Consider the following 11,318-nt stretch of genomic DNA (forward strand, 5'->3'; position numbering starts at 1 on the left):
ATCAGATTCGGCGGCGACGGAACAGGGCCCAGGCACCGGTAAGGGGGATAACAAACCACAGCACCAGGGCGAACCACATGCCGGCCGGGCCAATGGGCAGGTCTGCACCAAGGCTCAGCACGCCGCTTAACTGGGCGCCCTCGCCAAAGGCAACGATGTTGAGCAGGCGGTAGATGTCGGTGGGGTTGAGCATCAGCAGCCAGGGCAGCAGTTCGGGGCTGAGTTTTCCTTCACTGGCCACCAGTATGCCCAGCAGCATCAGGTCGAAGACCAGCACAAAGAAAAACCAGATTCCCAGCGCCAGGCCGGCGGCTACAGGTTTTTCGCTGACCCGCACGCTGATCATGTAGGCCAGCGCAATGAACCCCCAGCCAAGCAGAATGGTGGAGACGATAAACCGGAACATGGCAGCGGCCAGAGCGCCAACGGCTACGTCTTCCACGAGCAATGCAATGGCAATCCCGGCAACGCCGAAGCCGATCATAGTGGCAAACGCCAGAGTCAGGCCATGGCCGAGGAACTTGCCGAACAGTAGCTGGCCACGGCTCAGTGGATACGTCATCAGTAGCAGTAGCGTGCCGCCTTCTTCCTCACCGACGATGGCGTCATAGGCCAGTAACAGCGCGATCAGGGGTATCAGAAATATACCCAGGCTGGCCAGGCTGGCAATCGTGGCCGGGGTGGAGGCGTAACCCACCTGCCCCGACGCCGCTGCACCAAACCAGGCAATGCCCAACGCCAGTACCGCAAACACCAGCGCGATGGCGACCAGCCAGCGGTTGCGCAGGCTGTCACTGAGTTCCTTGCGAGCGATGGTCCATATGCTGTTCACTGGGCACCTCCACGGTGGGCCAGGCCACCGGAGCCGATAAAGTGCACATAGACATCCTCCAGGGTGGGCTGGTGAATACCCAGATCCTGAACTTCCCCGGAGTTCAGCAGGTCCTGAATCAGCGCCATTTTCTCCGAGGGGCGTACGTCGACCTGCAAGCGTCCGTTGTCTTTCTTGATCATCAGACCATTACCCGCTGACGAGGCTTCAATCACTTTCTCCAGAGCGGATGAACCGTTTGCAGGTTCAATAGACAGGGTCACCGACATGTTTGCCTGCCGCCGCAGGGAAACCAGGTCACCAACGGCCTTCAGGGCACCATCGGTAAGAATCGCCGCCCGATCGATATAGGGCTCCACCCCCGGCAGCACGTGGGAGCAAAGAACAATGCCCGTGCCCTCGTCCCGTAATTTACGCAACAACCGGTACAGGTCTGCCGTGGCTACCGGGTCCAGGCCCACCGTGGGTTCATCCAGCATCAGCAGCTTCGGCTTTCCCAGCAGCGCCTGCGCCAGCCCCAGGCGCTGGCGCATGCCTTTGGAGTAGGTTTTCACCCGTGCCTTCATGGCATCGCCAAGGCCCACCTGCTCCAGCAACACCGGCACCTGTTTCAGGGACGCCCCTTTTAGCCGGGCAAAATGGTTGAGGATTTCCCGCCCGGTCAGTTGCGGGTAGAACATCACGTTCTCCGGCAGGTAACCAATATGTTGGCTGACGTGAGGATCACCTGCCGCGCCGTCAAGCACTGAGACTGTCCCCTGGGTCGGTGTCATCAACCCCAGGATCAGCTTGATGCTGGTAGTTTTACCGGCACCATTGTGACCAAACAGCCCAAGAATCTCACCGGGCTCCAGGCGCAGATCAACGCCATTCAATACCAGTGTCTTGTCGTACCGGTAACTCACATTCTCAAGACGGAAACAGCTCATCAGGACTCCGGTTGTAACGTTTCGGGCTGGCGCATCAGCGGGTGCGAATCGCTGACACCGGCGGCTTTAACCACTGGAAAGGCATCCTGTACCCAGCGCAGGGTATCCACAGCCGGGCTGAACATCAGCACCTTGGCCTCCGGATAGGTCCACAGCAAGCGGTCCACATTGTCATTGGGTTCATAAGCCACATCGCCAATGCCGTCCTGGTTACGATCCCACCCCAGATAGTCACTCCAGTAGTTGCCCCGCCCTTCCTTTGACCACTCCTGGGTGCGGCTGGCCACATACTTTACCTGGCGCTGGTTGTTCACAAACGCATTATTGAACACCTCGTTCTCCTCCGACCCCGCGGTCAGGTGAATCCCGATATTGCTGTCCCGGAAGACATTGTTCTCGAAGGTGTTGTACAGTGAGTTATAGATAAACACCGCCTTACCCTCGGCGCCGGAAATGACGACTCCAGCCGTTTCCCCCTGGGAAACCCCCGTCACCACGTTGCCCCGCAACTCGGAATTGGTGATGAAATTCATAAGAATGCCGTAATTCCCATCATTCTCGGACCGGTTATTGATCACCTTCAGGTACTTGCTCTGCATCAACGCATACCCGGTCCGCGTACCCCGGGTGACATTACCCTCCAGCAAATTGTGCATCGAATACATGTAGTGAATGCCATACCGCAGATCCGTCATCAGGTTGTTGCGGATCTCGTTGTTATTGGCCGTCTCAATATAAATCGCATCCCGGGTCTGGCTGATGTCATTGCCTTCAATCAACGCCCCGGTGGTGTTGAACAGATGAATGCCGTTGCCCCGATCCTGGGAGCGTATCGACGCGTCCCCGCGCACTTTGTTGTTGCGAACCGTCACATCCTTTGTCGCATCCAACCAGATCCCGAACGCCGGCCCCTGCAACCGGTTGTTCTCGATAACCGATCCCCGGGCCTCCGGCGCCACAAAAATCCCGGCGTCCAGCTCATTCAGATCGCCTCCCCAGTTACGCAACTCACAACCGGAAAACGTCACCTCCTCCGCCAATATATCGACAGCGTTACCCTCACCACCGCCGTCGATTACCGTGTCCGCATGGCAAGACACCGTGACCCCGGGCACCCGGAAATCCAGCGAAGAAATCTGTTCATGGGGAAGCTCAAAGACAGCACCGGGCTCCAGCGCATCAAGCTGTTGTTGCAGGTCCGCATGTGCGGTCAGCGATAACAAGGCGACTGTCAGGGCCACCCCATAACGCAATAATTGGTGCATCAATACATCTCATCAAGGTGAAACAGACAGAGGCCTGCTTCCAAGTATGGCAAGCCAAGAGGAAAGCCTTTTCCAAAACTGTGCGGAGCCATGGATGGCGGAGCTCAAGCGCCCCATGGACGGGCTTGAGCGTGTTTTGGAAAAGGCTTTCCTCTTGGGTTGCTTCTCCCAAGCCAGAACTCCCGAAGGAGCCCTGGCTTAGAACGAAGCCTAAATCAGGCTTTTTCTACCAACATGCGACCACCCATCTCCATATGCAACGCATGACAGAACCAACTGCAGTAGTACCAGTAAACCCCCGGCTTACCCGCCGTAAAGGTCACCGACGACGTCTGCTGAGGGCTGATCTCCATACTCACACCATGGTTCACCATAACAAACCCGTGAGACACGTCCTCAATGGAATCCAGGTTGGTCACATACACCGTAACCTCATCCCCTTCCTTCACCTTGAATTCCGTCGTCCCGAACTGCGGCGCCACAGATGTCATGTAGACACGAACCTTGTTGCCATCACGAATAACCTCGTTGGCTGCCTCCAGCGTGACCCCGTCCTTCTCAGCCTGGGCACGGGCGGTGGCGAACAAGGGATCATCACGATCGTATATCTTCTTGGTCTTGATCTGATCACGACGAATCAGAATACAGTCGTGGGGCTCCGCAAACGCCGGGCCATCGTGAACCAGCTTCATCTCCTCGCCGGAAATATCGATCAGCTGATCATTCTCCGGGTGCAGAGGGCCTACCGGCAGGAAGCGGTCCTTGGAGAACTTCGACAAGACGACCAGCCATTTGCCGTCCGCATCGCGTGATTCAGTCAGGGAGGCGTGGTTGTGCCCTGGCTGATAATGCACATCGAGCTTCTGACGGATGTAGTTGGTCTTCTCACCGTTGTAATCCTTGATGGCGTCGGCAATGTTCCACTTACATACCTGGCTGTCAATAAACAGCGTGGTATAGGCGTTACCACGGCCATCAAAGGTGGTGTGCAGGGGCCCGAGGCCCAGCTCCGGCTCGGCCACAATAACGTCGCGCAGCTCGATATTGTCGTCGAAGACATCGTCCAGCTTGTCGATCTGGATAATAGAACAGGTCGGTGACAGCTTGCCGTTGGCAATGAAGTATTTACCATCCGGTGATGTATTCAGACCATGCGGGTTCTTCGGAACCGGGATGTAACGGGTCAGTTTCGAGCCTTCACGCCCGTCCACTACCGGCACATCGGAGTCACCAACGGTCTTGAAGTCCCCGTTCTTGACGGCTGCTTCAATACGCTCGACGTTGAACACCACAACCCAGTCGCGGTCGTTGCGCATGGTGCCAGCGAGATCCGCCGCTTTTTCCGAGTTGTAGCAGGTGGACGCGGCATACTTTCCGGTGTAGTCGGCGTCGGTGTTATCCAGGTTGCCGTCCACAATCACCTGCCAGGCCACTTCCATGGTGTCTGCGTTAACAGCACTGAACATGGTGTAGCTGTTTTCCAGGCTGAAATCGGTGCCGTCATTCGGGTGCGGAATCACAAATTCGGCGTTACAGAACACGTACTTGGTACGAGGCACTTTTTGCAGTCGCAGACCATGAATCGCCTGCACGTTCGGAATGTGGGTGATCTTGTCCGTCTTCATGATATCCAGGCGGATACGGGCAATACGGCTGTTGGCCTTGTCGTTGATGAACAGGTATTTGCCGTCGTAACGGCCGTCTTCCATGGAAATGTGCGGGTGGTGACAGTCACCGTTCAGATACTGCCGATCGCCGCCCAGGATCTCCTTGCTCTCATTGGTGATACCCCAGCCGGTGGCGGAGTCCACGTTGAAAACCGGAATACGCATCAATTCACGCATGGAAGGCACACCAAGTACCCGTACCTCACCCTGGTGACCACCACTCCAGAAACCGTAGTACTCGTCCAACTCACCGGGCGCCACGTGAACCTTGTTCTGGGCATCCTTGACTGCGGCAGCCCAGGAGTCCCGAGTCATCACTGCACCGCCCAGGCCCGTTGCGCCTACGGCGCCTGCCAGTGCGGTTGCGCCCAGGAATTTACGGCGGCTCAGGCCGCTCTCTTCCAGTGCGTTGTTACCAAGTTCGTCTTTCTTCTTCATAGCTTCCAACTCCGTTGTTGGTAATGGCGGTATTGCATTTCGTTTTACTGCTTTTCTTATGTCACCTGGGTGACCGGTATCTGTTCCGGATGGCCCGGTGCGTTATGGCCACGGCGTTTGCCGCGCCGTTTGACAATTAATGGTGGGCATTTTTTGTCGTCGAAATAGGTCATCTGGCAGTCGAGGCAGTAGTGGCATTCCTGATAATTGATGGTGCCGTCAGGATGGATGGCCTGCACTTCGCATTCGTGTTCACACAGACGGCATGGGTTACCGCACTCTTTGCGACGTTTCAGCCAGTCGAATACTCTAAGCTTTGTGGGTAGTGCCAGCGCAGCGCCCAGCGGGCACATGTACCGGCAAAAGACCTTGCGGGTGAACAGATTCACCACGATCAGCAACACCGCATAGGTAACGAACGGCCAACTGCGGTCAAAGCGCAGGGTGATAGCCGTCTTGAAGGGCTCGATTTCAGCCAGTTTCTCGGCGGTAGCGAGTGAATCCAGGGACACACCGAACAGCACCAGAAGGACGATGTACTTGATGGCCCAGAGGCGCTCGTGGATCGGAAACGGCACTGTGTACTGTGGCACTTTCAGTTTGCGGGCGATTTCATTCACAAGTTCCTGAAGCGCCCCAAACGGACAGAGCCAGCCACAGTAAACCGCCCGCCCCCACAACAGGACGATACCGGCAACCGTTGCCCACAGAATGAATATCACAGGATCAACGAGGAAGGTTTCCCACTGGAACCCGCTGATGAGGCTGTTGACGAATGTCAGCACGTTGACGATGGACAACTGCCCCAGTGCAAACCAGCCAATGAAGAACAGGGTATAGGTCAGGAATGCATGGCGTATCCAGCGGGTGACCTTTGGCTTCTTGACCAGCCAGTCCTGGAAAAAGAGGATGAACATCAGGACACCGATACCAATGCCCAGGACGACGATCTGGAACTGGCGCTGATACCACACCTGCACCCACATGGGCTGGGTTTCCAGCCACTCTTCCTCAGACAGCTCCACCTCTGGCCGGGTGTAGTACTGATCCGGCAGCTGGTACTCCAGCGGGAATACGGCGAACTCGCTATCCAGCGGGCCTGTCTGGCGTTTGACGGACAGCTCCAGGGACCAGGGGGTGCCCGGGTCGAAGTTGTACTGCTGGCGGACAATAAAGATCGCCATTTCAGAAAAATCAGGCATACCCTCCGCATAGACGTCGCTCAGGCGGTAAAAGTCCAGATCCCGGAAGTTGAAGGTGTCACCGAACTGACGCACCTGGATGCGATCGAAAATGCCACCCCGCACATAACCGGAACCCTTGAAGGAATATTCTCCACTGGCCATCACCGCGATGGCGTGTTCCCCCTCCTCCAGCTCGGACATCAGCCACTGGTATTGGCCCTCGCCCAGAAGGTTTTTGCCGATTGCAGGAACATTCAGATAACCGGTGTAGAGATCGATCAATGCCTCGTCCCGCTCATCAGGCGCAGCTTCATCAACACCTTCCGCTTCGGTGCCCTCGAAGGCGTCGTCCACTTGCCCCCGGGTCACCAGTAGCCGGCGAACTGACCCATCTCCGGTCAGTTCTTCCCAGTTCTTTTCTGTGAACTCACCGCTGCGGAGTTCCGCCAGCGGCGGCCGGCCGCCGCCTCCACCCTCAACCAGACCCAGTTCGGCGCCAATACGGTGGGCTGTTTTCATGATGACTTCGTTGATCACCATCACTGTCACCGTGGCGCCGGACAGGCCATCCACAGCAATACGGCGTTCAGAGGATTTACCGCCCACTGTCACCCTCTGATCTGCCTTGAGGCCAACATACTGGTCCGTAAAATCGTGCATCTTGATTTCGGGAATACCAATCAGAAGAATCGGCTCGTCGTGGTGTATTACCCGCGCACCCTTGATCTCTCCGTCGGTGTCGAGCACGACCATCGCGTTCAGCGGTTTGCCGGAATAGGCGGGCGTCTGCACGAAGTCCAGGGTTTGATAGGCATACCCCAGAAGCTCTTCGCCGCGGCGAAGTTCCTGGATGGCGCGGTTATCTTCCCGGGGGGATATATCATCAACCGAGGGAAAGGCTTTCAGGATCACCTGACGGGCGGCCAGTGGCTCGTATTCTTCGGGGGCGTCTGCAATGGCCCCCGTTGACGGGATCAGAACAAGACACAGCAACCCGAGAATTGAAATGGCAGCACGCTGTATAGAACTCACGAGACCCCCTGGGGACACCTGCATGAAATAGAAGACGAGCGACAGCGGGATACTATTAGCCTGGCGCATTGGGATATTTGATATTTCTCACTGGTGACGGGCTGCTCTGTAAAAAAGCTAGTCGATATAACAAAAACTTCAAATACCCTTTTTTATGTAATTAACCCAGTGAAACGGCCTGACCTTTCTGATCCAATGGCAGGTAGTTTCCAACGTGGCCCAGACGGATAGATTCCACCATCATGGTGAGGGGTTGTTGGGCTTCATCGGAAGACGGCTGCATGCCACCACGGCCAGACATTGCTGCAACGAACACCACGTCCCAGGCCTGACCGGTCTGGCGGGACTCCTCCACGAGGGCACCGAAATCTCTGACCTCATCGGGGGTTTTGTCAACGCACACGACAGGTGTCAGGGCGCCGCCCTCACCATTGGCAAAGGCGGCCTTTTCCTCGCTTGAGGCGTCATCGGGAAGCTCGGCACGGCAGAACACGAACAGGAATCGCTGGGGAGCGGGTTCCGCATCGGCGGCTTTGAGCAAATCGGTATAGCTTGAAATCATCAATGTGTTCCTGCCTTGCTGTTTACTGGCTGATCTGTATCAGCCGAGCGGGGTCGGAGATAAACAACCGGCTGCGGTTTACCCGCACAAGCCCGTTTGATTTCAGGTCTGCCAGAATCCGTGAGAAGGTTTCTGGCTGCATGGCCAGCCGGGAGGCCACCAGGCATTTGGGAAGCGGCAACTCCACTTCGCCACCTTGTTCGGCGCCGCTCGGCAACAGGTCGATCAGGTACCGGATCAGCCTGTCTCGCGCGCTCTGTACGGTCATGATTTCCAGATCATGGAAACGGGCCACCGCGCGCCTGGCATAATGGCGTAATGCCGCCTGGGTGTACTCGGGCTTTCTTTCGAGCAGGTCCTGGTAAACCTTGACGGGTATCATCAGCACTTCGCTGGATTTGAGCGCCTCTGCGTAACAGGCGTACCTCGCCGGGTCTGCATAGATCATGACTTCTGCAAAACAGTCGCCGGGCGCAATGCTGTCGAGCGTGCGGTCAATGCCGGAGGCATCCAGGCGGTAAAGGCGGAGCCGGCCGGAAACCACAAAAAAGAAGTGGTGTGCAGGCATGTCCTGGCGGTAGAGCAGTTGGTGATGGCCAAGCCGCAGGCGTCTGGACTGGTGCATCAGGTCTGTCAGATCGTCGTCAGTCAGCGATGAGAACAATGCATGCTGGCGCATCGAGGCCAGACTGTCGTCCTCATCAAGTGGCTTGTTGACGGCAACCAGTACCGGTTTGCTGTAGCGTGTTTCTGCTGTTTGTAATAGTGCCATTGTGTTTGCCCCTGCATTAATAATGCATTTCATATCTGCTTTTATAGTAGTGGGGCTTGGGGGGAAAATCGCTCCCCCGATAGGGGTAGTTTGGTGGTTATTTCTGAGTAATTGACTTAGCTCAAAGAAAGGGGCTTGTGTCTGAGTGCTGGCACTGTTTTAGCTGGGAGTCAGCCTGGAAGGGATTCGCTTTACAAAACACGCTCCTTCGGCACATCTGTGCCACGCCTGGGTCCTGGTGCATAGTCTGGTGGGGATCACCTTTCCAAAACACGCTCAAGCCCATCCATGGGACGCTTGGGCTCCGCCATCCTTGGCTCCGCACAGTTTTGGAAAGGTGATCCCCACCAGCCTCCAGACGCTTGAAGTTACTGCATCAGGGGTGAGTCGGGTATTTCCATATCCACACCCTCCACACCGGTTTCCGCAGCGAGAACCTGCAGGTACTGGCGGAACGCTCTTCTGGTTACGCTTTCGCTCAGGTACTGCCGTATCTGCGGTTTAACGTGCTCATAAGGCAGCTGTTCGCCGTCGATTCGCTGGTCGACTCTCACCAGGTGCCAGCCGTAGCGGGTTTCGATCAACTCCGGGTTGAGACCTTCCTGCAACGACAGCACCGGGCGTTCGAACTCGTCGACGGTCTGGCCTTTGCTGATCTGGCCGAGGCTGCCGCCCTGGTGGCGGGATTCGCACGCAGAGTACTGTTTGGCCAGTTCCGCAAACTGGGCACGGCCATCGAGTAGGGAGGACAGCAGCTGTCGACCGGCTTCCTCCTGGCGCATGCGTTCCTGGACGTCGTCCGGGGCCGCCGCCAGGAGGATGTGGCTGACAGCCATCAGGGTCGGGCTGCGGAAGCGGCCGGGGTTTGCGGCGTAGAAGCGTTCGCAGTCCTGCTCGCCGGGGTCAGGAACGTTAAGTTCCTGCTCCAGTACGCGGGCGATGCGGTCTTCTTCGTCGGCGATTTCGTCCAGATTCAGGCGGCTTGCCTGTTGCAGGAGGAGTTCGCGAATGACGAGGCTTTTGGCGGCTTCGTGCCAGGCTTCGGCGACTTCTTCGGCCGGGTGATGTTGCATTTCCCGGGCGATATCGTCTTCGCCGATGAGGTTGTCACCCACATACACCGGCGGAAACTTGTTTCTGGGTTTTTCGGCATCGCCTACTGGGATGAGTTGCATGTTATGTCTCCTTACGCGCGCTTGCGCACGACCTGGTACTTGCGCCCGAAATACTCCACCGGCACGCTGAGCATATGCACCAGGCGGGTGAACGGGAACAACACGAAGATGGTCAGGCCCAGGAAGATGTGGGTCTTGTAGATCCAGTGCACGTCGGCAATATAGTCCGCCACGCCACCCTGCAGGGTGAAGATGCCCTGGGCCCAGGCGGAAAACTTGAGCATGGTGCTGCCATCCAGGTGACCAAGGGTCGGCAGGATCGTTACGAGGCCAAGACCCACTTGTGCAACCAGGATCAGAATGATCAGATTATCGGCAAACGTACTGCTTGCCTGGACCCTCGGGTCCGTCAGGCGTCTCCAGGCAAGCATGGCACCGCCGATCAGGCAGGCAACACCCGCAATGCCACCCACCACGATCGCGAGGACCTGTTTCGTGCCTGGTGTCATGAACGGCTCATAGAGCGCGTGTGGCGTCAGCAGGCCAACCAGGTGACCGAAGAAGATCACCAGAATCCCGACATGGAACAGCACGCTGGCCATCACCATGTTTTTCTTGCGCAGCATCTGGCTGGAATGGGCCTTCCAGGTGAACTGGCCGTGGTCATATCGTGCCCAGGTGCCAATCACCAGGACGGCGATGGCAACGTAGGGGTAGATCCCGAAAAACAGTGTATTAAGATAGGACATCATTTCAGTTTCCTCCCGCGCCCTCAGGCGCCTCCTGCCTGACGGGGCATCGCATCCGTCATCAGTTGATCGCTCAGGTGAATGGTCTGGGTCTGTTCCAGTTCGCGGCGGCGCTGGCCTACAACGCCACCGGTCGCGCAGGAACTGCCCTGATCGTCCACAAACTTGACCATTTCTTCTTCCCAGACCTTATCCAGGGCCTCCGGCGTGTCATCGCGCTCTTCCGAGGCCACGATCTGCGCCAGCTCCCGGCGATTCGCCTCGCGACCGGAAAGCACCAGCAGCGAGTCCATCAACACGTGGTAGAGGCTCTCACGCTGGTAGAGTCTTTCGCCCAGCAGTCCGAGGATGTGGTGGATGTCTTCCAGCCAGTTCCGGATCTCTTCCCATGGTCGGGTGGAGAGGTATTCCAGAAACAATGGCAGATAGTCCGGCAGTTCCTTGGCATCGATTTCCAGGCCGTTGGCGCGGTATTGCTCCATCAGGTCAACCATAGCCTGGCCACGGTCACGGGATTCACCGTGAACATGTTCGAACAGCAGCAGCGATGTTGCCCTGCCCTTGTCGAAGGTGCCCACGTAGTTTTCCTGCATATCCAGCAAATCGCCGTCGCACAACAGGTCTATACACCGCAGCAGCTGTTCCTTGTTCTCTCTTGGCAGGCGGTTGTCTTCCAGAACGGCTGCTACCAGTGCGTCTTTGGAGGCCTGAAGTTCTTCCGTGGGGTACTCGAGCACCCGCGCTATTACTTTTAAAAGTTGCATATCGGCCTC

The 11,318-nt window shown here is 57.1% G+C and carries 10 protein-coding genes; all 10 read right to left on the reverse strand.

Features of this window, described 5'->3' with window-relative positions:
* Position 1: 1 nt before the first annotated feature.
* Entirely contained in the window at positions 2-832 is an 831-nt protein-coding gene (locus FO268_RS03305; protein WP_150989547.1) for an ABC transporter permease, read from the reverse strand.
* Entirely contained in the window at positions 829-1,761 is a 933-nt protein-coding gene (locus FO268_RS03310; RefSeq protein ID WP_150989550.1) for an ABC transporter ATP-binding protein, read from the reverse strand. The genes FO268_RS03305 and FO268_RS03310 overlap by 4 nt, the downstream gene beginning before the upstream one ends.
* The gene (locus FO268_RS03315; protein ID WP_150989553.1) at positions 1,761-3,026 is read right to left on the reverse strand and encodes a nitrous oxide reductase family maturation protein NosD; all 1,266 of its coding nucleotides are present in this window, start codon (positions 3,024-3,026) and stop codon (positions 1,761-1,763) included. Before FO268_RS03315 ends, FO268_RS03310 begins: the two co-directional genes overlap by 1 nt.
* Before the next feature lie 215 nt (positions 3,027-3,241).
* The gene (gene nosZ / locus FO268_RS03320) at positions 3,242-5,131 is read right to left on the reverse strand and encodes a TAT-dependent nitrous-oxide reductase (protein ID WP_150989556.1); all 1,890 of its coding nucleotides are present in this window, start codon (positions 5,129-5,131) and stop codon (positions 3,242-3,244) included.
* A 56-nt stretch (positions 5,132-5,187) separates the two neighbouring features.
* Complete coding sequence (nosR, locus tag FO268_RS03325) at positions 5,188-7,371, reverse strand: transcriptional regulator NosR (protein ID WP_150991616.1); 2,184 nt, start codon at positions 7,369-7,371, stop codon at positions 5,188-5,190.
* A 136-nt stretch (positions 7,372-7,507) separates the two neighbouring features.
* Positions 7,508-7,909: a ribonucleotide reductase subunit alpha gene (locus FO268_RS03330; protein WP_150989559.1), complete on the reverse strand. Its 402-nt coding sequence runs from the start codon at positions 7,907-7,909 to the stop codon at positions 7,508-7,510.
* 22 nt (positions 7,910-7,931) lie between these two features.
* Complete coding sequence (locus FO268_RS03335; protein ID WP_150989562.1) at positions 7,932-8,681, reverse strand: Crp/Fnr family transcriptional regulator; 750 nt, start codon at positions 8,679-8,681, stop codon at positions 7,932-7,934.
* A 368-nt stretch (positions 8,682-9,049) separates the two neighbouring features.
* Complete coding sequence (locus FO268_RS03340; RefSeq protein WP_150989565.1) at positions 9,050-9,856, reverse strand: peptidylprolyl isomerase; 807 nt, start codon at positions 9,854-9,856, stop codon at positions 9,050-9,052.
* A gap of 11 nt (positions 9,857-9,867) precedes the next feature.
* Positions 9,868-10,545, reverse strand: a complete 678-nt coding sequence (gene narI / locus FO268_RS03345) for a respiratory nitrate reductase subunit gamma (protein ID WP_150991619.1) — start codon at positions 10,543-10,545, stop codon at positions 9,868-9,870.
* A 23-nt stretch (positions 10,546-10,568) separates the two neighbouring features.
* Positions 10,569-11,309, reverse strand: a complete 741-nt coding sequence (narJ, locus tag FO268_RS03350) for a nitrate reductase molybdenum cofactor assembly chaperone (RefSeq protein WP_150989567.1) — start codon at positions 11,307-11,309, stop codon at positions 10,569-10,571.
* Positions 11,310-11,318: the final 9 nt, after the last annotated feature.

Origin of the sequence: Marinobacter denitrificans, from assembly GCF_008795955.1 — a bacterium.
Classification (GTDB): Bacteria; Pseudomonadota; Gammaproteobacteria; order Pseudomonadales; family Oleiphilaceae; genus Marinobacter; species Marinobacter denitrificans.

Excerpts from the sequence above, each read along its gene's own strand:
- FO268_RS03310 (WP_150989550.1), bottom strand. The coding sequence starts at position 1,761 with ATGAGCTGTTTCCGTCTTGAGAATGTGAGTTACCGGTACGACAAGACA.
- FO268_RS03315 (WP_150989553.1), bottom strand. The coding sequence starts at position 3,026 with ATGCACCAATTATTGCGTTATGGGGTGGCCCTGACAGTCGCCTTGTTA.
- nosZ (WP_150989556.1), bottom strand. The coding sequence starts at position 5,131 with ATGAAGAAGAAAGACGAACTTGGTAACAACGCACTGGAAGAGAGCGGC.
- nosR (WP_150991616.1), bottom strand. The coding sequence starts at position 7,371 with ATGCAGGTGTCCCCAGGGGGTCTCGTGAGTTCTATACAGCGTGCTGCC.
- FO268_RS03330 (WP_150989559.1), bottom strand. The coding sequence starts at position 7,909 with ATGATTTCAAGCTATACCGATTTGCTCAAAGCCGCCGATGCGGAACCC.
- FO268_RS03335 (WP_150989562.1), bottom strand. The coding sequence starts at position 8,681 with ATGGCACTATTACAAACAGCAGAAACACGCTACAGCAAACCGGTACTG.
- FO268_RS03340 (WP_150989565.1), bottom strand. The coding sequence starts at position 9,856 with ATGCAACTCATCCCAGTAGGCGATGCCGAAAAACCCAGAAACAAGTTT.
- narI (WP_150991619.1), bottom strand. The coding sequence starts at position 10,545 with ATGTCCTATCTTAATACACTGTTTTTCGGGATCTACCCCTACGTTGCC.
- narJ (WP_150989567.1), bottom strand. The coding sequence starts at position 11,309 with ATGCAACTTTTAAAAGTAATAGCGCGGGTGCTCGAGTACCCCACGGAA.